Source organism: Sphingomonas alpina (assembly GCF_014490665.1).
Taxonomy (GTDB): domain Bacteria; phylum Pseudomonadota; class Alphaproteobacteria; order Sphingomonadales; family Sphingomonadaceae; genus Sphingomonas; species Sphingomonas alpina.
The window spans coordinates 1,629,031-1,655,827 of record NZ_CP061038.1 but is presented as its reverse complement, the minus strand read 5'-3'; the positions used below and the strand labels follow the sequence as shown (position 1 = coordinate 1,655,827).

Annotated in this window: 26 protein-coding genes and 2 pseudogenes; 13 read left to right on the top strand and 15 right to left on the bottom strand. The window is 64.2% G+C overall.

Annotated features, from left to right (window positions below):
- Positions 1-120 precede the first annotated feature (120 nt).
- Genes H3Z74_RS07650 through H3Z74_RS07630 form a run of 5 tightly spaced genes read left to right on the top strand, consistent with a single transcriptional unit; the run spans position 121 to position 4,543 of the window.
- Complete coding sequence (locus H3Z74_RS07650) at positions 121-609, top strand: helix-turn-helix domain-containing protein (RefSeq protein WP_187763313.1); 489 nt, start codon at positions 121-123, stop codon at positions 607-609.
- Positions 610-664: 55 nt separating this feature from the next.
- On the top strand, positions 665-1,474 hold the full coding sequence (locus H3Z74_RS07645) for a hypothetical protein (protein ID WP_187763312.1): 810 nt from the start codon (positions 665-667) through the stop codon (positions 1,472-1,474).
- A 19-nt stretch (positions 1,475-1,493) separates the two neighbouring features.
- A complete protein-coding gene (locus H3Z74_RS07640) occupies positions 1,494-1,940 on the top strand; it encodes a MarR family winged helix-turn-helix transcriptional regulator (RefSeq protein WP_187763311.1) in 447 nt (148 codons plus the stop codon).
- Positions 1,933-3,015: an HlyD family secretion protein gene (locus H3Z74_RS07635; protein ID WP_187763310.1), complete on the top strand. Its 1,083-nt coding sequence runs from the start codon at positions 1,933-1,935 to the stop codon at positions 3,013-3,015. The genes H3Z74_RS07640 and H3Z74_RS07635 overlap by 8 nt, the downstream gene beginning before the upstream one ends.
- Positions 3,008-4,543, top strand: coding sequence for a DHA2 family efflux MFS transporter permease subunit (locus H3Z74_RS07630; RefSeq protein ID WP_187763309.1), 1,536 nt, complete (start codon positions 3,008-3,010; stop codon positions 4,541-4,543). Before H3Z74_RS07635 ends, H3Z74_RS07630 begins: the two co-directional genes overlap by 8 nt.
- A 341-nt stretch (positions 4,544-4,884) precedes the next feature.
- On the opposite strand, the gene H3Z74_RS07625 is transcribed toward H3Z74_RS07630, so the two are convergent.
- The 5 genes from H3Z74_RS07625 to H3Z74_RS07605 all read right to left on the bottom strand — a co-directional run bounded on the left by H3Z74_RS07625 (position 4,885) and on the right by H3Z74_RS07605 (position 10,909).
- The gene (locus H3Z74_RS07625) at positions 4,885-5,322 is read right to left on the bottom strand and encodes a GFA family protein (protein WP_187763308.1); all 438 of its coding nucleotides are present in this window, start codon (positions 5,320-5,322) and stop codon (positions 4,885-4,887) included.
- Between the two features lie 22 nt (positions 5,323-5,344).
- On the bottom strand, positions 5,345-5,950 hold the full coding sequence (locus tag H3Z74_RS07620) for a DUF2238 domain-containing protein (protein ID WP_187764217.1): 606 nt from the start codon (positions 5,948-5,950) through the stop codon (positions 5,345-5,347).
- A gap of 51 nt (positions 5,951-6,001) precedes the next feature.
- Positions 6,002-7,030, bottom strand: coding sequence for an aspartate-semialdehyde dehydrogenase (locus tag H3Z74_RS07615; RefSeq protein WP_187763307.1), 1,029 nt, complete (start codon positions 7,028-7,030; stop codon positions 6,002-6,004).
- A gap of 103 nt (positions 7,031-7,133) precedes the next feature.
- Complete coding sequence (locus tag H3Z74_RS07610) at positions 7,134-9,392, bottom strand: S9 family peptidase (protein ID WP_187763306.1); 2,259 nt, start codon at positions 9,390-9,392, stop codon at positions 7,134-7,136.
- Between the two features lie 98 nt (positions 9,393-9,490).
- Positions 9,491-10,909: a DUF418 domain-containing protein gene (locus H3Z74_RS07605; protein WP_187763305.1), complete on the bottom strand. Its 1,419-nt coding sequence runs from the start codon at positions 10,907-10,909 to the stop codon at positions 9,491-9,493.
- Positions 10,910-11,046: 137 nt separating this feature from the next.
- Between H3Z74_RS07605 and H3Z74_RS24600 the strand changes: the two genes are divergently transcribed.
- Positions 11,047-11,181, top strand: coding sequence for a hypothetical protein (locus H3Z74_RS24600; protein WP_261300364.1), 135 nt, complete (start codon positions 11,047-11,049; stop codon positions 11,179-11,181).
- Between the two features lie 8 nt (positions 11,182-11,189).
- Here H3Z74_RS24600 and H3Z74_RS07600 read toward each other — a convergent pair whose 3' ends face one another.
- Positions 11,190-11,738: a DNA-3-methyladenine glycosylase I gene (locus H3Z74_RS07600; protein WP_187763304.1), complete on the bottom strand. Its 549-nt coding sequence runs from the start codon at positions 11,736-11,738 to the stop codon at positions 11,190-11,192.
- A 123-nt stretch (positions 11,739-11,861) separates the two neighbouring features.
- Here H3Z74_RS07600 and H3Z74_RS07595 point away from each other — a divergent pair, with 123 nt between their 5' ends.
- Complete coding sequence (locus H3Z74_RS07595) at positions 11,862-13,286, top strand: hypothetical protein (protein ID WP_187763303.1); 1,425 nt, start codon at positions 11,862-11,864, stop codon at positions 13,284-13,286.
- Positions 13,287-13,351: 65 nt separating this feature from the next.
- Here the strand turns inward: H3Z74_RS07595 and rplS are convergent, their stop codons facing one another.
- Complete coding sequence (gene rplS / locus H3Z74_RS07590) at positions 13,352-13,744, bottom strand: 50S ribosomal protein L19 (protein ID WP_187763302.1); 393 nt, start codon at positions 13,742-13,744, stop codon at positions 13,352-13,354.
- Position 13,745: 1 nt separating this feature from the next.
- Positions 13,746-14,478 (bottom strand): annotated as a pseudogene (gene trmD, locus H3Z74_RS07585) (tRNA (guanosine(37)-N1)-methyltransferase TrmD).
- Between the two features lie 44 nt (positions 14,479-14,522).
- Between trmD and H3Z74_RS07580 the strand changes: the two are divergent.
- On the top strand, positions 14,523-15,437 hold the full coding sequence (locus tag H3Z74_RS07580) for an NAD(P)/FAD-dependent oxidoreductase (protein WP_187763301.1): 915 nt from the start codon (positions 14,523-14,525) through the stop codon (positions 15,435-15,437).
- Here the strand turns inward: H3Z74_RS07580 and H3Z74_RS07575 are convergent.
- The 4 genes and pseudogenes from H3Z74_RS07575 to ffh all read right to left on the bottom strand — a co-directional run bounded on the left by H3Z74_RS07575 (position 15,427) and on the right by ffh (position 18,834).
- A complete protein-coding gene (locus tag H3Z74_RS07575; RefSeq protein ID WP_229726960.1) occupies positions 15,427-16,140 on the bottom strand; it encodes a metallophosphoesterase family protein in 714 nt (237 codons plus the stop codon). The genes H3Z74_RS07580 and H3Z74_RS07575 overlap by 11 nt on opposite strands.
- 14 nt (positions 16,141-16,154) lie before the next feature.
- Complete coding sequence (gene rimM, locus H3Z74_RS07570) at positions 16,155-16,631, bottom strand: ribosome maturation factor RimM (RefSeq protein ID WP_187763299.1); 477 nt, start codon at positions 16,629-16,631, stop codon at positions 16,155-16,157.
- A gap of 188 nt (positions 16,632-16,819) precedes the next feature.
- Positions 16,820-17,296: pseudogene (gene rpsP / locus H3Z74_RS07565) on the bottom strand (30S ribosomal protein S16); the annotation flags it as partial.
- A gap of 38 nt (positions 17,297-17,334) precedes the next feature.
- Complete coding sequence (gene ffh, locus H3Z74_RS07560; protein WP_187763297.1) at positions 17,335-18,834, bottom strand: signal recognition particle protein; 1,500 nt, start codon at positions 18,832-18,834, stop codon at positions 17,335-17,337.
- Positions 18,835-19,112: 278 nt separating this feature from the next.
- On the opposite strand from ffh, the gene H3Z74_RS07555 reads away from it, so the two are divergent.
- Positions 19,113-20,795, top strand: coding sequence for a putative bifunctional diguanylate cyclase/phosphodiesterase (locus H3Z74_RS07555; protein WP_187763296.1), 1,683 nt, complete (start codon positions 19,113-19,115; stop codon positions 20,793-20,795).
- Here H3Z74_RS07555 and H3Z74_RS07550 read toward each other — a convergent pair.
- Positions 20,718-21,308 carry a DUF924 family protein gene (locus H3Z74_RS07550; protein WP_187763295.1) on the bottom strand — a complete coding sequence of 197 codons (591 nt, stop codon included), beginning with the start codon at positions 21,306-21,308 and terminating at the stop codon, positions 20,718-20,720. The two genes, H3Z74_RS07555 and H3Z74_RS07550, sit on opposite strands and share 78 nt — an antisense overlap.
- On the opposite strand from H3Z74_RS07550, the gene mtaB reads away from it, so the two are divergent.
- From mtaB to H3Z74_RS07535, 3 genes are read left to right on the top strand one after another with little or no spacing between them, the layout of a single operon-like run.
- A complete protein-coding gene (mtaB, locus tag H3Z74_RS07545; RefSeq protein WP_187763294.1) occupies positions 21,307-22,638 on the top strand; it encodes a tRNA (N(6)-L-threonylcarbamoyladenosine(37)-C(2))-methylthiotransferase MtaB in 1,332 nt (443 codons plus the stop codon). The two genes, H3Z74_RS07550 and mtaB, sit on opposite strands and share 2 nt — an antisense overlap.
- Positions 22,635-23,567 carry a signal recognition particle-docking protein FtsY gene (ftsY, locus tag H3Z74_RS07540; protein WP_187763293.1) on the top strand — a complete coding sequence of 311 codons (933 nt, stop codon included), beginning with the start codon at positions 22,635-22,637 and terminating at the stop codon, positions 23,565-23,567. Before mtaB ends, ftsY begins: the two co-directional genes overlap by 4 nt.
- The gene (locus H3Z74_RS07535; protein ID WP_187763292.1) at positions 23,564-24,202 is read left to right on the top strand and encodes a septation protein A; all 639 of its coding nucleotides are present in this window, start codon (positions 23,564-23,566) and stop codon (positions 24,200-24,202) included. Before ftsY ends, H3Z74_RS07535 begins: the two co-directional genes overlap by 4 nt.
- A 363-nt stretch (positions 24,203-24,565) precedes the next feature.
- On the opposite strand, the gene H3Z74_RS07530 is transcribed toward H3Z74_RS07535, so the two are convergent.
- Entirely contained in the window at positions 24,566-25,174 is a 609-nt protein-coding gene (locus H3Z74_RS07530; RefSeq protein WP_187763291.1) for a superoxide dismutase, read from the bottom strand.
- Between the two features lie 229 nt (positions 25,175-25,403).
- Complete coding sequence (gene pspF, locus H3Z74_RS07525; protein ID WP_187763290.1) at positions 25,404-26,462, bottom strand: phage shock protein operon transcriptional activator; 1,059 nt, start codon at positions 26,460-26,462, stop codon at positions 25,404-25,406.
- Between the two features lie 185 nt (positions 26,463-26,647).
- On the opposite strand from pspF, the gene H3Z74_RS07520 reads away from it, so the two are divergent.
- Complete coding sequence (locus H3Z74_RS07520) at positions 26,648-26,797, top strand: hypothetical protein (protein ID WP_187763289.1); 150 nt, start codon at positions 26,648-26,650, stop codon at positions 26,795-26,797.

The following is a 26,797-nucleotide window of genomic DNA, read 5'->3' as shown; positions in this document are numbered from 1 at the left end:
TGTAACACTCTTGATCGCTGGGCACCAGAGATATGGAACAATCCGGTGTCCCATATCTCCCCCGCGCCTTTTATCGCGCGCTCGATTCAAACCCCATGAAACCGCCGTTATCCCGGCAGCATGGAAACACGTCCCTCAACTTTCGATCCTGATTATATCCGCCAGGCGCGCGAGCTCTACGCCGAAGGCCTGACTGACCGCGAGCTCGCCGCAGCCTTCGGTGTCTCGCGCAGCACCATCTTCCGCTGGCGCGCCGCTTACCCTGAATTCGCCGAGGCGACCCGGCTTGGGAAGGACGTTGCCGACGACCGGGTCGAACGCGCGCTGTACGAGCGCGCGATCGGCTACGAAGAGGAAGCGGTCAGCGTCTACCACCCGGCCAGCACCGAAGCGCCGGTGATCGTGCGTTACAAGCGCGAAGTCCGCCCCGATGCTAACGCAGCGTTGCAATGGCTGCGCGCACGCCGCCCGGGACTCTGGGCAAGGCCTACGCCTCCACCTGAAGAGGAAGCGAATATCGCCGAGGAAATCCGCAAGGGAATGGAGCGGGTCAGGAAGCGGACATTGCTTAATCACGGCGAAAGGCCGCATCCCAATGCGCGGGAGTAGGCGTGCGAGCGCCGCCGTCTCCGCCAGCGCGCTCGCTGCGCTGATACCGGACTTCATGCATAATCCGCTCGCTCATGCCGACTTCGCCTATACCTGGGGCGAAGGCGCGCTGAAGGGCGTTAGCGGCCCGCGCGCATGGCAGTGCGAGGTGATGGAGGTGATCCGGGAGCACCTCCAAAACCCAAAGACCCAGTACACCCCCTGCCGCATCGCCCGTGCTTCGGGCCACGGCATCGGCAAATCGGCGCTGATCGCCATGCTGATCAAATGGGGTCTGGATACCGGCGTCGACACCCGCGTCGTGGTCACCGCCAATACCGAAAACCAGCTCCTCACCAAGACCGCCCCGGAACTTGCGAAATGGTCCAACCTGTCGCTCACCCGCGACTGGTTCCGGGTCGGTGCGACGTCGCTCGCCGCGTGCGCAAACTCACGGAGGAAGAGGAATGGGAGCAGCTCCATGCCGAATTACGGCCGGAGGGCTGGAATTCTTGAGCCACAATTTCCTGTGCTTCCCCGGCGAAGGCCGGGGCCCAGTCGGGAAGGCAGTGGTAACGAAGCGCAGCGCCAGCCAATAACTGCTTACCGACTGGGCCCCGGCCTTCGCCGGGGAACACGCAAGATAGATCATGGCTCACGTGGAGGACGCAGAGAGGACGCGCGCCACGGAACGGTCAATCCACAAGGAACGACCGGTCCGCAAGCCAGCAAGTATCGAGGCACGATGACTGCGCCGCAAAAAACCTCCGCGCCTCTGCGCGAACCCTTTTCCTGCCCTGCCGATAAGCACGACATGAATGCCCCACGCACCATTTACGCTGCGCCGCAACATTTCTCTTCGCCAACCACTGGATTATATAAGTAAGCTTATTATATGTGCGGTCATGAGCGATTCACTCGGATTCCTGATCAGCGACGTCTCGCGCCTGATGCGGCGGCGTTTCGATGAGCGCGCGCGCATGATCGGCGTGACGCGCGCGCAGTGGCGCACCCTGTTCACCGTCTCGCGCAACGAAGGCGCCAATCAGGGCGGGCTGGCCGATATCCTCGAAGTCGAGCCGATCACCCTGTGCCGGATGATCGACCGGCTGGAGGAATCCGGCCTGGTCGAACGCCGCCGCGATCCCGCCGATCGCCGCGCGTGGCAGATCTTCCTCACCCCCAAGGCGCTGCCGCTGCTCGGCCAGCTGCGCACGATCGGCGAAGACATGTTCGAGCATGCGCTTGAGGGTGTGACCCCGGAAGCACGCGACCAGCTGGTCGCCGCGCTGACCCTGATCCAGAATAATCTGAACGACGCCCCCAGGGGCAAGGAGGCCAGCCATGGCTGATGCAGACCCGGTGATCGACCGCAACGCGGCAACCGAAATCGAGATTTCCCCGATCGAATCGGCCCCGGCCAGGCGCCGCAACCGGCTGCGCCCGCTGCTGATGTTCAGCGTGCCGCTGCTGATCCTCGCGATCGGCGGCTATTTCTGGCTGACTTCGGGCCGCTACGTCTCGACCGACAATGCCTATGTGAAACAGGACATGGTCTCGATCAGCCCGGACGTGTCGGGCCGCATCGTGCAGGTCGCGGTGGCGGAGAATCAGCGCGTCAAGGCCGGCGACCTGCTGTTCCGCATCGATCCGGAGCCCTATCGCATCGCGCTGGCCCAGGCCGATGCGGCGATCGCCAATGCCCGGGTCCAGGTCAGCACCATGTCGACCGATGTCGGCGGCGCCGATGCGGATATCGAAAGCGCCCGCGCCGACATCCTCCTTTCCCAGGCCACGTATGACCGCCAGGTCGCGCTGATGAAGCAGGGCTTCACCACCCGCGCCAGCCTCGACGCGGCATCGCACGAGCTTGCCGCCAGCAGGGCCAAGCTCGCCACCGCCCAGGCCGCGGTCGCCCGTGCGCGCAGCCAGCTCGGCAGCGGCACCGCCGCAACCGGCGCCCCCGCCGCGATCCAGGCAGCGATGGCGCAGCGCGAACAGGCTGCGCTCAACCTCGCCCGCACCGAAGTCCGCGCGCCGAGCGACGGCATCGTCAGCCAGACCGGGCGCCTGCAGGTCGGCAACATCACGCCGAGCGGCGTGCCGGCGCTGAGCATCGTGGTCAATCAGGGCACCTGGGTCGAAGCGAACTTCAAGGAAACCGACCTCAATCACATGGCGGTCGGCCAGCCGGCCGAGATCAGCCTCGATGCCTATCCCGGGCTCAAGGTCAAAGGCCATGTCGCCAGCATCGGCGCCGGCACCGGTTCGCAATTCTCGGTCCTCCCGGCACAGAATGCCACCGGCAACTGGGTCAAGGTCACTCAGCGCGTGCCGGTCCGTGTCGCGATCGACGGCACGCCGGCGCGCGCGATGATCGCCGGGCTCAGCGCCGACGTGTCGATCGATACCAAGACCCATGGCTGAAGCCGCGCCCGGCACGCCGCTGCTGCCGGTCCGGCAGCGTGGCCTGCTCACCGTTGGCGTGATGGGTGCGATGATCATGCAGATCCTCGACACCACCATCGCCAATGTCGCCCTGCCGCATATGCAGACCAGCCTTGGCGCGACCGTCGATACCGTCACCTGGGTGCTGACCAGCTATATCGTCGCCTCGGCGATCGCCATTCCCGCGACCGGCTGGCTTTCCGGCCGGTTCGGCTCGCGCAACCTGTTCCTGTTTGCGGTCGCCGGATTCATCGTCGCGTCGATGCTGTGCGGCACCGCCGTCAGCCTGGAGGAGATGGTCGCATTCCGCATCTTCCAGGGCGTCACCGCGGCCTTTATCGGCCCGCTGTCGCAAACCGCGATGCTCGACATCAACGCGCCCGAGAACCAGGCAAAGGCCATGTCGGTCTGGGGCATGGGGGTGATGGTCGGGCCGATCATGGGGCCGGTGATCGGCGGCTGGCTGACCGAAAGCTATAACTGGCGCTGGGTGTTCTACGTCAATCTGCCGATCGGCATTGCGACCTTCGCGATCCTCTGGTTCCTGCTGCCTTCACGCCCGCGCGAAACGCGCTCGTTCGATATCACCGGCTTCGCGCTGATCGGCATCGCCGTCGCCAGCTTCCAGCTGATGCTCGACCGCGGTCAGCAGGAGGACTGGTTCTCCAGCTGGGAAATCATCGTTGAGGGCGGCGTCGCCATGGCCGCGCTGTGGATGGGCATCGTCCACCTCGCGACCGCCAACAAGCCTTTGTTCGACCGTGCGCTGTTCAAGAACCGCAATCTGGTCGTCGGCATGTTCTTCATGGTGGTGATCGGCATTTCGACCATGGCGCCGATGGCCCTGCTCCCACCGATGCTGCAGTCGCTGTTCGGCTATCCCGTGATCGATACCGGCCTGATGCTCGCGCCGCGCGGGGTCGGCGTGCTGCTCTCGATGGCACTTGCCGCGCGGCTGATGGGCAAGGTCGATACGCGCATCGTCATCGCGGTCGGGTTGGGTATCTTCGCCTTCTCGCTGCGGCAGATGGCGGGCTGGTCGCTGGAAATGGATTTCTGGCCGGTGATCACCAGCGGCTTCATCCAGGGTATCGGCATGGGTCTGGTCTTCATGCCGCTCAACTCGCTCGCCTTTGCCACGCTGAGCGGCGCATATCGGACGGATGGCGCCAGCCTGCTCAACCTGATGCGCAGCATCGGCCAGTCGGCGGGTATTTCGATGGTCACCACCCTGCTCGCCCGCAATATTCAGCAAAGCCATGCCGATTTGAGCAGCCATATCACCGCGACGACCATCCCGGCGCTCGATCTCGGCGCGCTCGACCGCTTCGGCAGCCTGTCCGACGCCGCGTTCGGCTTTGCCGACGGCATGATCAACCAGCAGGCGGCAATGGTCGCCTATATCGACGATTTCTACCTGATGGCCGGGATTTCGATCGCGGTGGTGCCGCTGGTCTTCCTGCTGTCCAAGCCGAAGGGCAAGATGGAAGCGGTCCACGCCGAATAGGCAGCCTGAAAAGGGCGCGAGAGCCGTTCGACTGCCCCCTGTCATCCCCGCTTTCGCGGGGATGACGGGAAATAATATCTTCCCCCGCCCATCCCCGGCCGCGATTCAACCATGACCCGAGATCAGGCATATCACCTTCGCCGGTCCCGAACCGGCACGCTCTTTCTCAATGTCGAAACCTGTATGCAGCGCGCCGAACGCTCAGCGCAGTCTGCTCTACCCCTTCCGTTCGCCCTGAGCTTGTCGAAGGGCCGTTCTTCCTTCTTTTACGCAGCTGAAGAAGGACGGTGCTTCGACAAGCTCAGCACGAACGGGAAAGGTGATTCCCAATCCGAAACCGCTCAGCGCAGCATCGTCGCAACGAACTCCGCGATCGGCGGCGTTTCTTCGAAGGTCGGGATATCTTCGGCGATCACCACCCAGGGCTGTTTGCGCCTGACCCACATATGCAGGCGCGGGCTGAGCCGGTCGCTCTCGTCCAGCGTTCCGGCACGTAATACGACAAGTCCCGGCCGTGCGCTGTTCGTGTTGAAGATGCGCGTGTGGCAGGTGCCGCACAGGCGCTGATGCGATTCATGCCCGCTCGGGTTGATGAAGCGATACTCGATCACTGGCCCGGTGACGCTGATCGCGCCGTCCGGCAACAGCGCACTCTGGGTGAACGCGCTGCCCGCCCAGCTCTGGCAATTCAGGCAATGGCAGCAATAGATCGCCGGCGCCGCATCGACCGCCAGCACGTAGCGGACCGCACCGCAATGGCATCCGCCTTCCACCGTCACGTCGTGCTGCCTCCTCGAACCGCTATGGCCGCCCTGCCGGTTTGCCCGGCTCGGCCCGCCACTGCCAGATCATCGCCAGGACCGCACCGAACAGCGCGATCGCCATGTCCTTCTGGGCGTCCCATATATCGCCCTGCTGGCCATTATAGTCATTGGCCAGGTCGGACGCGACCATGATCGTCAGCAGCCATTCGAAAATCTCGTACAGCGCACTGACCGCGCCGACGAACAGAAAGGCATTCCACAATGCCGCCCGCCAGCGCGCGCCGGTATAGCGCCAGCTGATCTCGGCATAGAGCGGAACCGCGCACAGGCCGAAGGTCAGATGCACCAGCCGGTCGAAATTGTTGCGCGTCATCCCGAACGTCTCGCTGACGCTGTGCCCGGTCAGCGCCGTCGCCCAGCGGTCATAGGGGATGTTCGAATAGGCATAGCGACCCGCCAAGGTGTGCAGCAGGAAGAAGATCACCACCGCCAGCACCGCGCGATTGGACAGCGGCCAGCGCACCAGCAAGGCTGGTGCGGCCAGGATCAGCAATACGGTCGGAATATGCTGAAGCGGCGCGATCCCCGGATAGGGCTGGTTGATGTTCGCCAGCACCACCGCGGCGGCCAGCACCAGGACCATGCGAAGCTGCGGCCGCGGCAACGACCGCCAGCTCGCCGCATAGCCCGGCAATCAGGCCGCCTTTTTCAAATGGCGCCGCCCGAGCAGTTCCGCGATCTGCACCGCATTGAGTGCGGCGCCTTTGCGCAGATTGTCGCTCACGCACCACAGGGTCAGGCCGTTCTCGACCGTCGAATCCTCACGCACGCGGCTGACAAAGGTGGCGAATTCGCCGACGCATTCGATCGGCGTGATATAGCCGCCATCCTCGCGCTTATCGATCAGCATCACGCCGGGCGCCTCGCGCAGAATGCCTTGCGCCTGCTCGGCCGACATCTCGTCCTCGAACTCGATGTTGATCGCTTCGCTATGGCCGACGAACACCGGCACGCGCACGCAGGTCGCGACCAGCTTGATCTTCGGGTCGAGGATCTTCTTGGTCTCGACCACCATCTTCCACTCTTCCTTGGTCGACCCGTCGTCGAGGAAACTGTCGATGTGCGGGATCACGTTGAAGGCGATCTGCTTGGTGAATTTATGCGGCTCGGCGGGATCGCCGACAAAGATGTTGCGGCTCTGCTCGAACAGCTCGTCCATGCCCTGCTTGCCCGCGCCCGACACCGACTGATAGGTCGCGACGACGACGCGCTTGATCCGTGCCACGTCATGCAGCGGCTTCAGCACCACGACCATCTGCGCGGTCGAGCAATTGGGGTTGGCGATGATGTTCTTGGCGCGGAAGCCGTCGATTGCCTCCGGGTTCACCTCGGGCACGATCAGCGGCACATCGGGGTCCATGCGATACAGCGATGAATTGTCGATCACCGTGCAGCCCGCCTTGGCGGCGATCGGCGCATAGACTGCGGTCGCTTCCGACCCGATCGCGAACAACGCCATGTCCCAGCCGTTCCAGTCGAAATGCTCGATATTCTGGACCTTGAACTGCTTTCCGGTGTCGCCGTAATCGACCATCAGCCCCTGGCTGCGCGAAGACGCGACGACGGCGATCTCGTCCGCCGGAAATTCGCGCTCCGCGAGGATGTTGAGCATTTCGCGCCCGACATTCCCCGTCGCGCCTGCGACCACGACCCGATAGCCCATCATCTACTCCAGTTCCGAAAGTAGCGCCGCCGGTACGCCCCGCACGCCGCACACGCAAGCAAGCGCTGCTTGCTCGCGCCTCAAGCGAGGTTTTTCGCCGCCCTTATCTGGCTGGCGGCTTGTTCTTCACCTCGCGGTCGAGGAATTTCAGGATCGTCGTCCAGACATGAATGTCCCGCCCGGCACTATGCGTCTTGCCCGGATAGAGCATCATCTCGAACGGCACATTCTCAGCCTGCATCTTTGCGGCGAAGGCAGTGCTGTTGTCGAGCACGACATTGTCGTCGGCCATGCCGTGAATGAGCAGCAGTGGATCGGTGATCTTCGCCGCGTCGTCGATCGCATCCGACTTTGCATAGGCTTTCGCATCCTTTTTGGGATTGCCCATGTAGCGCTCGGTATAATGCGTGTCGTACAGTTCCCATTTGGTCACCGGCGCGCCGGAGACGCCCGCCGCATAGGCGCCGGGATTGGCCTCGAGCATCTTGAGCGTCATATAGCCGCCATAGGACCAGCCATAGGTCGCGATCTTGCCGGCATCGACGAACGGCTGCGCCTTGAGCCATTTTGCGCCGGTCAGCTGGTCCTCGACCTCGACCGAGCCCATTGCGCGAAAGATCTGATCCTCGAACGCTGTACCGCGATTGGCCGAACCGCGATTGTCGAGCTGGAACACGATCCAGCCCTGGCTGACGAGATATTGGTGCAGCGGGCTGCCCCAGTTGCGGCTGACGGTCTGCGCATGCGGGCCGCCATAATGTTCGAAGAACACCGGATATTTCCGCCCCGGCTCAAGCACCGGCGTGAGCATCTCGTAATGCAGCGTGCTGCCGTCGCCGGCCTTCAGCGTGCCGAAGGTCGGCGCGCGGTGCTGCGCCAGGAACGGGAAATAGGGATGGCCGGCGACCACCGCATTCTCGTTGATCCATGACAGTCGCTTGCCCTCGGCATTGGCGAGATAGACCTGAGTTGGCTGGCCGGGGTTGGAGCGCGAGATGATCATCCGCGACGCGGCGATATCCATCGTCGCACTGTTCCACCAGCCCGGCTCGGTGCGCCGCGCAATGACGTTCGGATGCGCGAGATCGACCGAATAGACCTGCTGTTCGAGCACATCGTCCTTGTTGGCGGTGAAGAAGATGCGCTCTTTCGCCTCGTCGAACCCGACCATGCCGGTCACCACCCACGGCCCCTTGGTCAGCTGAGTCCAGCTGCCGTCCTTGAAACGGTAAAGATGCGCATAGCCGTCGCGCTCGGAGGTCCAGATCAGGCCGCCGCCCTTCAGCGGGCGATAGCCGTCGCTGAGGTTGACCCAGCTCTTCGGCCCCGATGTCTCGCTGAACAGCAATGTCGACTTGCCGGTCGCCGGATCGACCTGCAGCATGTCGAGCACGGTCTGGTCACGATTCTGGCGCTGCACCAGCAGCGACCGACCATCCGCCGTCCAGTCGACGCGGGCGAGATAAATGTCGGTCTCCGTACCCAGATCGACCTTCACCCGGCCCGATCCGTCGGCATTCATCACATAGAGTTCGACCAGCACATTGGGCGTGCCCGCGGCGGGATAGCGCTGGTCGAACACCCTGGTGCCGTTGGCGCCGATCGCGGCACGGGTGACCACGCCGACCGGCGCCTCGTCGAACTTCTCGACCGCGATGCGCTTGTCGCCCGGCGACCACCAGTAACCGGTGCGGCGGCCGATTTCTTCCTGCGCGACGAACTCCGCCTCACCCCAATGCACCGTGCCGGCGCCGTCATGGGTCAGCGCCAGCTCCCTGCCCGTCGCCGTACCACCCAGCGGCTGCACGAACAGATTCTGGTCGCGCACGAAGCTGACGAAACCGCCCGCCGGGCTGATCTTCGGGTTGAGCTCGCCACTTGGCGTCGCGGTCAGCCGGGTGACCTTGCCATCGAGGCTCGCGAGATAGAGATCGCCGTCGAGCGGCACGAGGATCGACTGGCCGTCGGGCGACCATTCATAAGCAACGATCCCCCGTGCCGCGCCGATCCGCGCGCGCTCGCGCTGCATCTTCTCGGCCTCGGACAGTTCCGCGCCGCTGCCGAATTTCTTCGAATCGACCAGCATCCATTCCTTGCCGGTCCGCGTATCGCGTGCCCACAGGTCGTACCGGTCCTTCTCGTCCGGCCGCGGGCGCAGCGAGGTCAGCAGGCCTCCGTCGGGCGAGAGCTTGAGCAGCTTGGGCTGCGATCCCGCCAGGTCGGGCGATGCGAAGACGCGCTCCAGCGTCAGCGTCTGCGCCACGGCCGCCTCGGCCGGGACCGGCGCGGCCGGCTCAGCAGCCATGGCGGGAACAGCCATCGCGGCGAGCATGACGCCGGCGAGCGTCCATGGTTTCGGCATCGTCCATCTCCAGTCCCGATTTCTCTGCGCCGGCGAAGGGCGGCGGATGCGGCGTTATTACGGGCGTCGGACGCTACGTAAAGTGACCTGTGCGCCACTCAGCTCAGGGCCGGCTTGCGACGCATCGGCAGCACGCGGCCGGCGATGATCGACCGCCACGCCCATTCGACCGGCGCAATGACATGGTCACGCAAATACCAGTTGGCCGCCCAGAGCAGCAGCGCATTCAGCGCCAGCGCAGTCAGCATCAGCGCCATCCACCCTTGCTGCCCGTACAGTCCGAGCGCGAACGGCGGATAGATCACCCACAGGCAGATCACGCTCTGCAGGATATAGAGGGTCAGCGCGGTCCGTCCCGCCGCCTCGAACGGCTTGAGCAGCGTCCTGCCGGGAGCGCTGCCGAGCATCAGGTGGATCAGCCCGATATGGCCAAGCGTGGTCGCCAGCCGGGTCACTTCGCTGGTAGCCACGATCGGGTGCGGATAGGCGTCGAACTGCACCTGCCAATAGGCCGCAGCGGCGCGGCCGGTCAGGCCGATGGCGTATGCGGCAAGCGTCATCACCAGGTAGAAACGGCGCGACCTCTGGCCCTGAATAATGCCCCATTTGAACAGAGCGGCGCCAATCAGCATCGTCCCCGCCGCCTCCCACACGAACAGCGGCTCCAGAAACTCTCCTCTGCCGATGCCATCGGACCTGCCCCACAGGAACAGCATAGTGGTCCAGGCATTTGTCGCCCAGGTCATGAAATTACCGGTCGTCGCCGTACGCCTTTTATCTTCCAGAGCGACGCGCGCGCGTTCTTCCGCCCTGCCCTTGGCCTGGGCTGCTTCGTTGCTTGCCTGGGCGGCCACCTGCTTGGCCTGCTCCGCGGTCAATGTCTGCCCCGCGTCGCGCCTGGCCTGCAACTGGGCGACCTCGACGCGCGATTGCTGCTCGGCATGCAGGCCAAGCCCTCCAAAGAAGAGCAGGCCGAAGGCCATGACCAGGCCGAACCCCAGCAATGCCGCCGGTTGCAGACGCCGAAACAGAAAGGCGACCATCGCGGCGATGCCATAGGTGTGAAGGATGTCGCCGGGCCATAACAGGATGAAAATATGCACCAGGCCGAACAGGAACAGGATGAAGTTGCGCAGATAATAGCGCCGCATCACGACACCGTCGCCGAACAGAACGCGGGCGGCCGCGCGAAACACGCCTTCTGATCCGGTCGCAGCCGTGTCGAGCGCAGTCGCGGCCCGATCGGTCAGGATCACCATCCCCACGCCGAACAGCACTTCCAGCATGCAGCGCGCTGTCCCGTCGGCGAATATCTCGCGTAGCCACCAGGCGACTTGATCAGCCCTGCTCCAGCCGAGATGGCGGACGTCGCCGAACGAAGCCCAGAGCGATCCGCCCATATCGTTGATGTTCATGAACAATATGCCGAGGATCGCGACCCCGCGCAGGATATCGAGGCTCGCGACACGCGGCGCGCCATCGGGCTCGGCCGCGGTGGTCATCGTCGCTTCACTCATCGCTGTTCCCCGCACCATTCTCGTCGGATAGGCGATCCCGGCGGTGTATTGCAAATACAGAGCAGCGCTTGATCGTCCACGTCGTCACCTGTCGTGCGAGAGGTTGAAACGGGCGTTATCCGGGCTAAGGTCGGGCAATGGATTACCCTGATGAACCGGAAACCCGCACCTGGATCGATACGCTGCGGGAGAAATGGATCTACGGCTTCGGCGTGCTGTTCCTGCTGACGTGGATCGTCATGCTCTATTTCATGTTCCACGACGTGATGTAGCGCGCACCTCAGCCGTGGCGGCGAAAACAGTCCGCCAGATGATCGTCGACCACGCCCACCGCCTGCATCCAGGCATAGACGATCACCGGCCCGACGAACTTGAAGCCACGCTTCTTGAATGCCTTTGACATTTCTTCCGACAGCGGCGTCTTGGTCGGCACATGCACGCCATCGCCAATGATCGGCTTGCCGCCCGCCATGCCCCAGACAAAGTCCGAGAAATCCTCGCCCGCCTCGCGCATCGCCAGATAGGCGCGCGCATTGCCGATCGTCGCGACGATCTTGGAGCGCGACCGAATGATGCGCGGGTCGACCACCAGCCGCTCGATATCCGCCTCATCGAAGCGCGCGACGATCTCGGGATCGAAACCCTGGAACAGCTCGCGAAACGCCTCGCGCTTGCGCAGGATGATGCTCCAGGACAGCCCGGCCTGGAATCCGTCGAGCATCAGCTTTTCCCACAGGGCGCGGCTGTCGCGTTCCGGCACGCCCCATTCCTCGTCATGATAGGCGCGCATCATCGGGTCGTTATCGGCCCAGGGGCAGCGATGGGGCATGAGCGGTCCTGACCTTGAGAGGAACTCGCCGCGTCGATCGGTGCGGAGAGATCGGAATGGCGCAGCTTGACGGCACTCCTTACTGAGCCGAGCAACACCCAGCAATATCGATAGGGGAAGTCCGTGACGTCGTGGTTCCGACGCGAAGCGCTGTCAGCCGTATCGCCCGCACTGGTCATCATGGCCGGCGCGGCGGCGACCGCCGGTGCCTATTGGCCCGGACTGATGACCTGGGACGCGATCCGCCAATATGATCAGGCGACCAGCGGCGCGTTCGACGACTGGCATCCACCGGCGATGGAATGGCTGTGGCGGCAGCTGATCCCGATCCATAGCGGACCGGCGCCGATGCTGGTGCTCCAGCTCTTCCTGTTCTGGGGCGGCCTGGCGCTGCTCGCCGGCTGGGCCTTGAAGCAGCGACGTCCCGGATTGGCGCTGGCCTTGGCGGCATGCGGGTTGCTGCCGATCTCGCTCGCCCTGACCGGCGCAGTGCTGAAGGACTGCCTGATGGCGGGGGCCTTGATGTCCGCCACCGGCCTGCTGGCCTGGCAGCCTTATGCAACGCGCCCTGCCGTCCGTGCGCTGGTTCCCGTTCTCGGCGTCGTCCTGCTGCTGTTCGCCGCGACGCTGCGCTTCAACGCATTCCTCGCCACTGTGCCGATCTTCGTCGCGCTCATGCCGCCGGCGGCGCGGAGCAGCAGGCTGCGGTTCGCGAGCACGACCCTGATCGCCGCATTGCTGATGATCGCGGCGCTGCCGCTCGCCAACCGGCTGATCGGCGCGCAATCGAGCGGGGTCGAAATGTCGCTGGTCATCTTCGATCTTGGCGGCATCACCGAACATGCCGGCGTCGATGCCTTTCCACCGGTCGACGTGGCCGATGCGGTCGCGGTCAACCATCATTGCTATTCGCCGGTCAAATGGGATCCCTATTCCTGGTGGGTCGACGAACCCTGCGCGATCGGCTTCGCCGATGTGCGTGCGGCGATCGCAGCGCGGCACGAGAGCCCCTACATATTCCTCGCCAAAGCGATCCTGGCGCATCCGGTGGCCTATGCGCAGCACCGTCTTGCTCACTTCAACGTCAACACGCGTTTCCTCGTCCATGACGAAATCGAGCGGCCGGTGCAGGTCGAGTCCGCCCCCAATGACTGGGGCTATAAAGTGCACCCCAACCCGCTGCTGTCGGCAATCGACGGCATCGCCCTGGCCAGTGCACACACGCCGCTCGACTGGCCGATCGTCTGGCTGGCGCTGGCGTTCGGCGTGCTGACCATCGCGAGCCGGTTGCCGTCGCGCGGCATCGTCATCCCGGTCGCGCTGTCCGCCCTGCTCTATGGGCTGGGCTATGGCGTGTTCAGCGTCGCGGCCGAGCTGCGCTATCATCTGTGGACCATGCTCGCGACCGCCATCGCGCTGGCGATCACCGCCGCCGATCTGGCTGGCGGGAATACCGGCGTGTCGCGTCAGCGGCTGGCCTGGGGGATCTCGCCCGCCCTGCTCGTCACTGCGCTGTGCATCGCCTGGCGGTTGATTCCCGGCCTGTAACGCGAACGGGGCGCGGAAGCTTTCGCTTCCACGCCCCGCGTGACGCCTGAAACTGTCGCGCCCGATTACTCGGCGGCAACGGTGCCCTTGGCCGGACGCGTGTCGCGGCGCTCGGCGATACGCGCCGACTTGCCGGTGCGGCCACGCAGATAATAAAGCTTCGCACGACGCACGGCGCCCTTGCGGACGACTTCGATCGAATCGATGTTCGGCGAATAGAGCGGGAAGACGCGCTCGACGCCCTCGCCGAACGAAATCTTGCGCACGGTGAAGTTCGAACCCATGCCCTTGTTCGAGCGCGCGATGCACACGCCTTCGTAGTTCTGAACGCGGGTGCGCTCGCCTTCGACCACCTTCACACCGACCTTCAGCGTGTCGCCGGGGCGGAATTCCGGGATCTTCTTGGTCTCGAGAAACTTGGCGATGTTCTCGGCTTCGATCGTCTGGATGAGATTCATCTCATTCGTCCTTCGTCTTCGCGTGCGCGCCAGAGGGCGACTGAACCCGAGCACCGATATGGCGCTCCCAAAGGTCCGGCCGCCTTAGCCGTGTCTCGGTCTCGGCCATCGACTTTCGCCAGGCCGCGATCCTCGCATGATCCCCCGATCGCAGCACTTCGGGGATCGTGCGCCCTTCCCACATCGGTGGTCGGGTGTAATGCGGGTATTCGAGCAGCCCCGTTTCGAAGCTCTCGTCCACACCGCTGGAAGCCGCGCCCATTACGCCGGGAAGCAGCCGAATGCAAGCGTCGAGCAACACCAGCGCGCCCATCTCCCCGCCTGACAGGATATAGTCGCCGATCGACACTTCCTCGACGCCGCGCGCTTCGAAGATGCGTTCGTCAAATCCCTCGAACCGTCCGCACAAGATCGTGACGCCGGGTCCCCCCTGCCAACTGCCTGATCCGCGCTTGGGTCAGCGGTGCGCCCCGCGGCGTCATCGCCAGCACTGGCCGACCGCCGGGCACACTGTCGATCGCCGCAGCGAGGACATCGACGCGCAGCACCATACCCGCCCCGCCCCCGGCCGGCGTGTCATCGACGGTCCGATGCCGGTCGATCGCGAAGTCGCGGATATTGACCGCGTCGAGCGTCCATTTTCCTTCGCTCAGCGCGCGTCCGGCAAGAGAAATGCCCAGCGGCCCGGGAAACATCTCGGGGTAGAGCGTTAAGATGGTGGCGGCGAAGGACATGGCTCTCCTTCACGCAATGGCCACACGAAGGCAAGGATGAGCAATTGGACACGCAAGACGACTGCATCATCATCGGCGCCGGCCCCGCCGGCTTGACCGCCGCAATCTATCTTGCGCGCTTCCATCTATCGATCCGATTGTTCGATTGCGGCAACAGCCGCGCCGCACTGATCCCGCGCACGCACAACCATGCGGGTTACCCCCATGGGATCAAGGGCACCGATCTGCTCGCGCTGATGCTCGAGCAAGCGGAGCGCTTCGGCGCGCGGCGTGAAATGGCCGAGGTGACGGCGATCGTGCCGATAGATGACGGCTTCGACGTTCAGGTGGAAGGATCGAGCTTCCATGCACGCAGCGTGTTGCTGGCGACGGGGGTGGTCAACAATCGCCCGGACATGCCGCGCGACGAGCATGACGATGCATTGGCTCGCGGATTGCTGCGCTATTGCCCGATTTGCGACGGTTATGAAGTGACCGACAAGCGCGTCGGGGTCATCGGTACCGGCGATCATGGCATGCGCGAGGCATTGTTCCTGCGCGGTTTTACCAGCGACATCACGCTGATCGCGCCGGGTGCCGCGCATGACCTGGACAAGGAATGCCGGGCCAGGCTCGATGCGGCGGGCATCGCACATGTCGACGGGCCGTGCACGCCGATCCAGGTTCGCGACGATCGGATCGTCGCGGCCACGCCCGATGGCGAAATGGTGTTCGACACCATCTATCCCGCACTGGGTTCCAAAATCCGCTCCGACCTGGCGGTGGCGGCGGGCGCGCGCGCTTCCAGCGATGGCTGTCTTGAGGTCGATGCCCATCAGCGCACCAGTATTCCCGGCCTGTTTGCGGCTGGCGATGTGGTGAAAGGCCTTGATCAGATCAGCCATGCGATGGGTGAAGCCGGCGTTGCCGCGACCACGATCCGCAATTTGCTCGATGAACAGCGCCCGATCAGGCGGTAAGGCGCCCGGTACGCAGCGCCAGGGCCCAATCGTCGCGGCCTTCCTGTGCGGCCTTTAATGCCGCCGCTTCATGATCATAATCGACCGCAACGAACTCGATCCCGCCATCCTCGATAATCGCATAGCGCGCCTGCGGGTCGCCCACCTCGACGCGGTACGGCCAGGGACGGTCGTCATCGAATGCCTGCAGGCCGACGCTGCCGGGATTGGCCACGATCTGCCCGTCGGCAAGCGTGATGGCGCGCGGCAAATGGGTGTGGCCGCAGAGCAGAAAGGCCTCGGGGCGACCGCCAGTTCGCCTGACGATCTCGTCATCGCTGGCCTCACTTATCCCGGCCGGCCCGACGCTGTGCAAGAAATGCTTGAGATCGCTGCCAGGCGTGCCGTGGCACATGAAGATCTCGGGCGACCAGGCCAGCGTCGCCGGCTGGGCAGCGATCCAGGTCATATGACACTCACCCAGCACATCGTGCGCATGAACGTCGCTTGCGCCCATCCGCCCGCGCTCGAGCGTCAGCAACTGCCGTTCGTGATTGCCGGCGATGGTCGGCCAATCCTCGCGCATCAGCCGCTCGGCCGTCTCGACCGGCCAGAGCGGTCCCGACAGGCTATCGCCAAGATTGATGAACACATCGCACCCGCGCCGCCCGGCATCCGCAATCACCGCCTCGAGCGCGGGCAGATTGCCATGAATGTCGGACAAGACGGCAATGCGGCTCAGGAGATGAAATCCTCGGCCACGACCAGCCGCTCGCCATCCCATTCAGGCACGGCATCGGCGTTCATCGGCACCATGAAGCGCTTGCCGCCATCGCGCTCGATCTCGATCACGTCGCCGGCACCGAAATCGTCGATCGCCACGACCTTGCCGATCGCGTCGCCACCAGTCGAAAATGCCGGTAAGCCAAGCAGGTCGGCATGGTAATATTCGCCCTCGGCGAGCGGCGGCAGCGCGGAACGGGGCACGGTAAGCTCGGTCCCGCGCATCGCCTCGGCGGCATTGCGGTCGGTCACCTCGGCGATACGCGCGATCATGCCGTTGCTGCCATGGCGTGTCGATTTCAGCGTCAACGCGCCATTATTGAAGCTTTTGTAGGGCGTCAGGTCCTCGGCGAAGACCTTCAGCCGCACCTCGCCCGTCACGCCGTGCGCGCCAATGACGACGGCGAGCGTGACGGGGCGGTCGGTGGACATCAGCCCTCGGCAGGCTTCTGTGCGGATTCACCTTCGACGGCATCGACGCTGTCGCCGGCATCGCTGTTCGGCGTCGCTTCGTTGACCGCTGCCGGTGCTTCTTCAGCAGCAGGTGCCTCTTCGGCGGCCGGTGCTTCAACCGCAGGAGCTTCTTCCGCGGTCGCTTCGACCACGGCTTCGGCTTCCGGCGTCGGCTCTTCGGTCGCGGCTTCGACTTCAGCGGCTACAACCGCTTCGGCTTCTTCATTGCTGTCGGCAACCGGCGCGGCCTCAGGCTCGGGAGCCGGCGCCGGAGCGGCGGCTGCCGCTGCTGCGGCTTCCTCGGCTTCAGCCGCCTTGGTCGCACGCTCTTCGGCGCGCTCGGTGGCCTTCTCGCCCGGCTTCGCCTTGTTCGGATTGTTGCGTGCAGGACGCTCGCGCACGCCGGCGACGTCGAGGAAGCGCGCAACGCGATCGGTCGGCTGTGCGCCAACGCTCAGCCAATGCTTGGCACGGTCAGCGTCGAGCTTGACGCGCTCAGGCGAATCCTTGGCGAGGAGCGGGTTGTAGGTGCCGAGCTTCTCGATGAAGCGGCCGTCACGCGGGCTGCGCGCATCGGCGACGATGATCTTGTAGTAAGGACGCTTCTTGGAGCCGCCACGCGACAGACGAATGCTGAGTGCCATTGTAATTGTCTTCCTTGATTGATCGAATGTTGATCGGGTTATTTTTTCTTGTTGAGCAGATTTTCAAAACCGGGCGGCAGTTTGGCCTGACCGCCGCCAAGGCCGGGAAGCCCGCCACCGCCGGCGCCGCCGAGCATATTGCCGAGACCGCCCAGGCCACCGGCGCCGCCGGCACCACTCATGCCTCCGCCGCCCATGCCGCCTTTGCCGAACATCGCGGCCATGCCCTTCAATCCGCCCATCTTGCGGATCTTCTTCATTGCGGTGGACATTTCGAGGTGCATTTTCAGCAGCTTGTTGACGTCCTGCACGGTCGTCCCGCTGCCCTTCGCGATACGGATCTTGCGCTTGGCGTTGATCACTTCAGGCTTGGTGCGTTCCTTTTGCGTCATCGACGTGATCATCGCATCCATGCGCAGCAGAATACGCTCGTCGACCGCGCCCGACGCCATCGCTGCCTGCGCCTTCTTCATGCCGGGGATCATGCCGGCCAGCGCGCCAAGACCGCCCATGCGACGCATCTGGGCGAGCTGGTTGCGCAGGTCGTCCATGTCGAACTGGCCCTTGGCCAGCTTCGCCGCCATCTTCTCGGCATCTTCTTGCTGGATCGATTCCGCCGCACGCTCGACCAGGCCGACCACGTCGCCCATGCCGAGGATACGGCCGGCAACCCGGCTGGGATGGAATGCCTCAAGCGCGTCGAGCTTTTCGCCCATACCGGCGAACTTGATCGGCTTGCCGGTGACGGCCCGCATCGACAGCGCCGCACCCCCACGCGCATCGCCGTCCATGCGGGTCAGCACGACGCCCGTCAGCGGCACCTGATCGGAGAAGCTCTTCGCGACATTGACCGCGTCCTGGCCGGTCAGCGCATCGACCACGAGCAGGATTTCGGCGGGCTGCGCGACATCGGCGACGGCGCGCATTTCGTCCATCAGCGCCTGGTCGACATGAAGGCGACCGGCGGTATCCAGTATCAGGACGTCATAGCCCTGCAGCTTGGCCGCCTGCAGCGCACGGCGTGCGATATCGACCGGCTGCTGGCCCTGCACGATCGGCAGAGTCGCGACCTCAGCTTGGGTACCGAGCGTGGCGAGCTGTTCCTGGGCGTTCGGGCGATTGACGTCGAGCGACGCCATCAGCACCTTTTTGCGCTCGCGGCTCGCCAGGCGCTTGGCGATCTTCGCCGTAGTGGTGGTCTTGCCCGAGCCCTGCAGGCCGACCATCATGATCACTGCCGGCGGCGTAACACCGAGTTCGAGCTCGGACGAGTCCGAGCCGAGCATCTCGACCAGCGCATCGTTGACGATCTTGACGACCTGCTGTCCCGGCGTGACCGAGCGCAGCACATTCTGACCAACCGCGAGTTCAGTGACCTTGTCGACGAAATCGCGCGCCACGGGCAGCGCGACATCGGCCTCGAGCAGGGCAACGCGAACCTCGCGCATCGCCGCGCGCACGTCCGCCTCGGTGAGCGCACCGCGCCCCCGCAGTCGATCGAACACACCGCCAAGGCGGTCGCTCAGGCTTTCAAACATCAACAAACTCCGTTGCCGATCGCGGCTATCCCCGGCAAAACGCAAGAAACGCCGGCGGACGAAACCTCGTCAGCCAGCGTATGACCGTCCCTGTGGTGGACGGTGCCCCTGCGTCAGTGCGGGAACGGGTGGGCCTATACGCGGCGGCCGCCGCAAAGGCAAGCCGGGCCCATAACATGCACATTGGCCATCTATGCCGGGTCCCGGCTTAACGTCTTCTATACCCGATCCGTGACATGAGAATGCCCGGCAGGGAACATGAATTGGGGCACACCGGCATGGCGCTGGATTCAAGCGAAGAGATTACCGAAACACCGATCACAGCACGGCGTGAGTTGCTGAGCGGCGCGATCACCGTTGCCGCGATCCTGCTGTTCGTCGGCACCGGCAGCGCTGTGCTCTCGAGCACTCTGAAACATTATTTCGCGGGCGGCGGCGGCGCCGACCAGACTTTGGTCATCGCCCTGCTGCTCAATGTCGCCCTGATCCTGTTCGGCTGGCGTCGCCACCGCGAACTGAGCATCGAGGTGACGATCCGCGCCGCCGCCGAGGAGCGCGCACAACAACTGGCCTCGAAGGATCCGCTGACCGGCTTCCTCAATCGCCGCAGCCTGGCCGAGGAGGGCGCCGCCATGTTCGTGCGCGCCGAACGCCGCCAAAAGGCGATGGCGATGCTGATGCTCGACCTCGACCATTTCAAAACGGTCAACGACATGCACGGCCACGCCACCGGCGACGCCCTTCTGCGCCAGGTCGCGGTCGAGATCGCCGCGGCAATGCCGTCGATCGCACTTACCGCGCGCTTCGGCGGCGATGAATTCGCCTGCGCCTTTCTGTTCGATCCGGCACATCCCGATACGGTCGAGCGGATCGCCGAAAAGCTGATCAGCCGCCTCGCCCAGCCCTTCCATGCCGAAGGCCTGCAACTCCATATCAGCGCTTCGGTCGGCGTAGCGCGATCGGATTTCGATTGCGCCAGCATCGATGCGCTGATGCGTTCGGCCGATATCGCCATGTATGCGGCGAAGAATTCGGGCCGCAACCGCTATGCCTGGTTCGACTTGTCGATGGAGCGCGAACTGCAAGCGCGCAACGAACTGGAAAGCGGCCTGCGCGCTGCCATTCCACGCCTTGAGATCGTGCCCTATTTCGAACAGCAGATCGATCTGACCACCGGTCGGCTCGGCGGGTTCGAAGTGCTGGCGCGCTGGGAACATCCGACGCGCGGCCTGATCGTGCCCGACAAGTTCATCCCGATCGCCGAGGAAACCGGCATGATCGCAGATCTGTCGCTGTCGATCATGCGTCAGGCGTTCGTCGCGGCGAAGGACTGGGATCCGGGTCTGTCACTGTCGGTCAATATCTCGCCCTGGCAGCTCAAGGACGCCTGGCTGGCGCAGAAGATCATCAAGGTGCTGACCGAGACGGGCTTCCCGGCCAGCCGGCTGGAGATCGAGATCACCGAAAGCTCGTTGTTCGACAATCTCGCGCTGGCGCAGTCGATCGTCGGGTCGTTGAAGAACCAGGGCATCCGCCTTGCGCTCGACGATTTCGGTACCGGCTATTCCTCGCTCGCGCATCTGCGGGCACTGCCATTCGACCGGATCAAGATCGACAAGAGCTTTGTCATGTCGATCAACGACAATTCGGAAAGCGCTGCGATCGTCAATGCCATCACGCGGCTCGGCGACAGTCTGAACCTCCCCATCACCGCCGAGGGGATCGAGGACGCCTCAATCGAAGAAAGGCTGCGCGCGCTCGGCTGCTCCAAGGGCCAAGGCTATCTATATGGCCGACCGCTGAGCGTCGCCAATGTACGGCGCTTGCTGGCCGAAAAAGGCTGCTGCGCCATGCCTTGCCGATCGAGCCCAAGCCCGCGGCGGTCACCAGCCAGCGCCTGGCTGGCTGAGATAGTCGAGCTCTTCCGGCGTCGAATCACGCCCGAGTGCTGCATTGCGTGAGGGGAAGCGGCCAAAGCGCGCGATCACCGCCTGGTGGTCGCGGGCATAGGTCAGATTCTCCTCATCCCCCAGCCGCTCGAACCAGATGAGGCTCTTGGTCTGAACCGCAGGATCTTCGCTGTGCATCATCGGCATGTAAAGAAAGGCGCGCCGTTCGACCGGCAGCGTATCGTCCCAGGCGAGGATGATCGCCCGGTTGGTCAGCTTCAGTGCCAGCGCATCGGCCGCGAACGCCGCCGCCGTGCCGCGATGGATGTTGCGCGAGAATTGGTCGAGCAGGATGATCGCGGCGAGCAGCGTGTCCGGATCGTCGCGCCAGCCCGCCGCCTCGGTCGCGATCACCTGATCACGCAAGGCACCGAACCGCTCGGCAATGGTGCGATCGAGCGCATCGTCCTTGGCGAAACGCTTCTCGGCCGGAACCTCGTCGAACCAGAAGCGCAGCACCTCGCGGGCACTATCGCCAGCCTTGTCGTGGACTTCGCCAGCCTTCGCACCTAGATCACCGCTCATGTCCCATCCTCCCGGCCCTGTGGCTGAACCCCATATTGTCAGTCTGGGCTGCCGCTTGAACATCGCGGAGAGCGAAACGATCCGTGCATTGGTCGGCGGACGCGACATGGTCGTGGTCAACAGTTGCGCCGTGACCAACACCGCGGTGCGCCAGACACGCAGCGCGATCCGCCGCGCGCGCCGCGACCGCCCGGGCGCGCAAATCGTCGTGACCGGATGCGCAGCGCAGATCGACCCGGCGGGATTTGCCGCCATGCCCGAAGTCGACCGGGTGATCGGCAATGCCGAAAAACTCACCGCAGGAGCCTGGGAAGCTCATGACCCGGTTGTGGTCGGCGACATCATGCAGGTGCGCAAAACCGCCCCTCACCTCGCCACTGCCTTCGCTACCCATGCCCGCGCCTTTGTCGAGGTGCAGAATGGCTGCGATCATCGCTGCACCTTTTGCGCAATTCCGTTCGGGCGCGGCAACAGCCGCTCGGTGCCGGCGGGCGCCGTGATCGACCGGATCGCTGGGCTGGTCGATGCCGGGCACCGCGAAGTCGTGCTGACCGGGGTCGACCTGACCAGCTACGGCCCCGACCTGCCCGGCGCACCGAGCCTCGCCCTGCTGGTCGAGCGCATATTGCGCCACATCCCCGCGCTTCAGCGGCTCCGATTGTCATCGCTCGATTCGATCGAGATCGACGACCGGCTGTTCGACCTGATCACCGGCGAAGCGCGGATCATGCCGCATGTACATCTCTCCTTCCAGGCCGGCGACGATATGATCCTCAAGCGGATGAAGCGCCGCCACGACCGCGCGCAATCGGTCGCGGCAGTGGCGCGGCTCAAGGCGGCACGTCCGGAGATCGCAGTCGGCGCTGACCTGATCGCCGGCTTTCCGACCGAAACCGATGCGATGTTCGCCAATACGCTGGCGCTGATCGACGATTGCGACGTGGTCCACGCGCATATCTTCCCCTATTCGCCGCGCACCGGCACGCCGGCGGCCCGAATGCCGCAGGTCGCGCCTGAGATCCGCAAGGCACGCGCGGCATCGTTGAGAGCAGCTGGTGAGCGGCGCAAGCTGGCATGGCTGGAGAGCCTGGTTGGAACCGAACAGCAAATATTGATCGAACACCCTGGCGACCGGGGCCATGCACCAAACTTCGCGGAGGTGCGCTTCCCTTCCCCTGTTCGTGCTGAGCTTGTCGAAGCAACGCCGTTTCTCATCGGCGAAGAGAAGAAGAACGGCCCTTCGACAAGCTCAGGGCGAACGGTCGGGTGCATTGCTTCGATCCTCATTACCGCTACCGATGGCAAGACATTGACCGGAATTCCCGTATGAGCACCAATAGCTGGCACGAAAAACTGCTCGGCGGCTTCAAACGCACCTCGGACCGCCTGCTCGGCAATCTCGCCGGGCTCGGCGCGGCGCGGCTCGACGACGCGACGCTTGATGATATCGAGGAAGCGCTGATCGCCTCCGACCTTGGCCCGGAAACCGCCACGCGGATTCGCGCGCGCCTCACCGACGGGCAATATGAGCGCAACATGGAGGAGCTCGGCATCCGCCTGGTGGTTGCCGAAGAGATTGAGAAGGTGCTTGCCAAGGTGGCCAAGCCGCTCGAGATCGAGGCGTTCCCCCGTCCGCAGGTTATCCTTGTCATCGGCGTCAACGGATCGGGCAAGACCACCACCATCGCCAAGCTCGCCCATCTGCTGATGGAGCAGGATTATGGCGTGATGCTTGCCGCCGGTGATACGTTCCGCGCCGCCGCGATCGGGCAGCTCGCGACCTGGGCCGAGCGAGTCGGCGTGCCGATCATCAGCGGCAAGGAAGGCGGCGACGCGGCGGGAATCGTCTATGAGGCGGTCAAGCAGGCGACCGCGACCGGCATCGACGTGCTGATCGTCGACACCGCCGGGCGGCTGCAGAACAAGCGGGAGCTCATGGACGAATTGTCCAAGATCCGCCGCGTGCTCGGCCGGCTCAATCCGGCTGCACCGCATGACGTGGTGCTCGTCCTCGACGCGACGACCGGGCAGAATGCGCTCAACCAGATCGAGGTGTTCCAGAAGGATGCCGGCGTGACCGGCCTGGTGATGACCAAGCTCGATGGCACCGCACGCGGCGGCGTGCTGGTCGCGGCAGCGGAGAAATACGGCCTGCCGATCCATGCGATCGGCGTGGGCGAAAGCATGGGCGACCTGCGCCCGTTCGATGCGAACGAAGTTGCGCGGATCATCGCCGGTGTGGAAGGAGCGGTGAAATGACCAGTTCTACCCGTCCCAAGATCGGCGCAGGCCTGCGCCTCGCCATCGATATCGGCCCGCTCGCCGTCTTCTTCCTCGTCAACACACTGGCCGGCGGCCCTGCCCTCGCCAAGCTGCTCGCCGCCACCGCTGCGTTCATGGTGGCCAGCGTCGTCGCAATGATCGTGTCGCGCGTGAAGACCGGGCATATCTCACCGATGCTGTGGATCTCGGGCACGCTGGTGCTCGTGTTCGGCGGGCTGACGCTCTATTTCCACGATGGCACCTTCATCAAGATGAAGCCGACCTTCGTCTATTCGATGTTCGCCGCGATCCTCGCTTTTGGTCTCGCGACCGGGCGACCCTTGCTGCAGCAATTGCTCGACACTGCGTATCCCGGCGTCGATGCGGCCGGCTGGCGCCAGCTGACAATCAACTGGGCGATCTTCTTCGTGTTCATGGCAGGGCTGAACGAAAGCGTGTGGCGCTACACCGCGCCGCTCAGCAGCGACGATCCCGCCTTCTGGGCCGGATTCAAGCTGTGGGGCGCGGTGCCGCTGACGCTGATCTTCGCCTTTGCCAATGTGCCGATGCTGATGAAGCATGGCCTGAAGGTCGGCGAAGACGAAACACCGCCGATACCGCCCGAAGGCTGAAGGGCCGGGCGACGGGAGATATGGGACACCGGTAATGTCCCATATCTCTGAGCGGGCGCCTTCGACAGATTTGTATAATATTGTTATATATCAGTTACTTATATCGCGCGTTATTGATCCCGATCTATCCTCTCTGTGCTTCCCCGGCGCAGGCCGGGGCCCAGTCGGCAGGCAGTTGTGGCTCTGGCGCTACGCTCATTCCATATTGACCTTCCCGACTGGGCCCCGGCCTGCTCCGGGGAAGCAGAGAAGAAACGAGTCTTGATCAGCGGGCCTTGGTATTAATCTGGCACCGGTCCGTCACGGCAAACGAAAAGGGCCCCGGTTTCCCGAGGCCCCTCACCGTGTCGATGATCAGTTGGATCAGCCGACCGCAGCGTCGTAGCGCTTGCCGGCCTCGTCCCAGTTCACCACGTCCCACCATGATTTCAGATAGGCAGCGCGGTCATTGCGATAGGTCAGGTAATAAGCGTGCTCCCACACGTCATTGCCGAGAATCGGGGTGCCCTTGTCCTTGGCGTCGTCCATCAGGGGATTGTCCTGGTTGGGCGTCGAAGTGACCTTCAGCGCGCCCGAACTGTCGGCGATCACCCAGGCCCAACCCGAGCCGAACTGGCCCGCACCCTTGGTGTTGAATTCTTCCTTGAGCTTGTCGAGGCCGCCGAACGCCTCGATCGCCGCGGCGAGCTTGCCCGACGGCGTGCCGCCGCCCGGGGTCATGATCTTCCAGAAGAAATCATGGTTCCAGAAACCACCGCCATTGTTGCGCACCAGCGGCGGCTGAGTCGAAATCACGGCGAGGATTTCCTCGATCGTCTTGCCGGCCAGCGCCGGATCCTTCTCGACGCCCTCGTTGAGCTTGTCGGTATAGGCCTTGTGATGCTTGTCGTGATGGAACTTCATCGTCTCTTCGTTGATGGTCGGCTCCAGCGCGTCATAGGCGTAGGGCAGCGGGGGCAGTTCGAAAGCCATCGGTAAACTCCATCATCAAAGGGTGCCGCCCGTCCAACGAGCGTCGCGCGAGCTTGTTCAGTCAGCCGGCGGATTTTATCAATCGTTACGTGTAAAAAACGATCTTTTTCCTAGCCCGGCACTGCCATCGGGCAAGAAGCACAATAGCGCCCCCTACATGGGAGGGGTGTCCTGAGGCACAAGATACGCACTGATCGGAAATGGCGATCACTGCGACTTTCAAACTGCCTCAATCCTCGCGCGCTTGCCCCGCCGAAATCAGCCCGTGACGCTTGAGCGCATGGCGGAGCTGGTCATAGCTCAGCCCCAGCCCTTCGGCAGTCGAACGCTGGTTGAAGCGATGTTCGGCCAGCGCCTTGGCCAGCAGGTCGCGCTCGAACCGGGCGATGCGCGATTTGAAGTCGGATCCGGCATCGCCGTCCTCCTCGGCGCGGCCCGCCACCGCCGCGGCATCGCCACCTTCGCCTTGGGCCATAGTCACGGGCGCCGCTGCCGGGCGCCTGACGCTTGCCGGCTGATAAGGCGAGTGGAACGGATCGAACTCGATCGTCTCGATCGGGCCACCCATTTCCCAGCGATAGACCGCTCGCTCGACGACGTTGCGCAGTTCGCGGACATTGCCCGGCCATTGATAATCGACCAGCGCATCGATCGCCTGCGGGCCGAAACCGGGCCAATCGTCCCGCCCCATCTCGGCCGCCATGCGCCGGCCGAAATGATCCGCCAGCACCATCACGTCACCGGGCCGCGCGCGGAGCGGCGGCAGCGTCACGACCTCGAAACTCAGCCGGTCGAGCAGATCGGCGCGGAACTGGTTGCGTTCGACCTTCTCCGGCAAATGCTCATTGGTCGCGGCCACGATGCGGACATCGACCCGCAAGGGCCGCGACGAACCGATCCGCGTGATTTCGCCATATTCCACCGCGCGCAGCAGACGTTCCTGCGCGCCCATCGACAAAGTGCCGAGTTCGTCGAGGAACAGCGTCCCGCCATCGGCCTCTTCAAAGCGTCCGACCCGCGCCTTGGTCGCGCCGGTAAACGCGCCCGCTTCATGCCCGAACAGTTCGGCTTCGATCAGCGTCTCGGGCAAAGCGGCGCAGTTCATGATCACCAGCGGCTGATCCCAGCGCGGGCTGAGCCGGTGAAGGCGCTCGGCGACCAGTTCCTTGCCGGTCCCGCGCTCGCCGATCACCAGTACCGGCCGGTCGAGCGCGGCGGCCCGGCTCGCGCGTTCAAGTACATCGAGAAACTCGGTCGACTGACCAATGACCTGGGTGGTGCGCTCCATGCCTAACGCTTGGCGTAAATTCCCAAGCCTTGGCAAGATGAAAATACCAAGTTGAACGAAATGCCAGAAAAAAGCCCGGAATTCCGCCAATTTCGAAATTGGCACGGCTCCTGCAATGCCCTGAGCAACCGCCGATGAGCGGCACCAGTTACCGCCCCAACGGGCCCAGATCAGGAAGTTTCGACATGAACAACGACTATAACCCCCGCAACGTCCGCCACACCGTCGCAGCGATCATCTGCACCATCGTCTGCAGCTCGGCCTTTGTGCTCAGCGCGGTTGCACCGGCCCAGGCAGTGACCGCCCCCACCCATCAGATCGCCGCTCGCGCCTAA